Raw genomic sequence first — 543 nt, 5'->3', positions numbered from 1 at the left:
ACCCCGTTTCAACCAGGTTTTGCAAGACCTCAAGCCACTCAGGCTCAATTTGATAACGCGCCATTAAGCTTTCAATCGTCATTCGATTGTTCTCACTATATGCTGACTCAGTAAACTCAACATCTTCGAAGATCGCGTGTAAAAAGGTACCGGGAGTGGCACCACGAGGAAAAGTAAAAATGCTGCGTTCACTGCCGTCAGTCAGCAAACGCTCATCTTGCTCTCCGGCCGAATCAATATCAAACCCTATCGGTTCAAGTACACCTTCTTGTCGAGGTGTCCCTTGCTTTAGTAATCCAGAATAGCTGGTTACACGCCATGAACGGTCAATCGAAACTTGTAACGTTTCAGCACTAAGCTCTGGTTGTGACACATTGAATGGACTAAAAGGTTCAAGTTGCGGCTCTGGAGGGTCGGTGACCACCACAGAATTAAGCGTCACCTGCTGAGATAGGACGCGAGTCAAGGTAGCAATGTCTCCCAGTTGCCCGTTTTGCAATAAATATCCTAGAGCACTTAAATGTACCCCGGTCGGCTCTTTGG

1 pseudogene is annotated in these 543 nt (G+C 47.3%); it reads right to left on the bottom strand.

The features are described from left to right. Positions 1–543: pseudogene (locus B7C60_RS19100) on the bottom strand (exodeoxyribonuclease V subunit beta); the annotation flags it as partial.

The sequence above is a fragment of the Vibrio fujianensis genome, from assembly GCF_002749895.1.
GTDB classification, from domain to species: Bacteria; Pseudomonadota; Gammaproteobacteria; order Enterobacterales; family Vibrionaceae; genus Vibrio; species Vibrio fujianensis.
The sequence above is the reverse complement of the archived record's forward strand: the minus strand, read 5'-3'. Positions and strand labels throughout refer to the sequence as shown.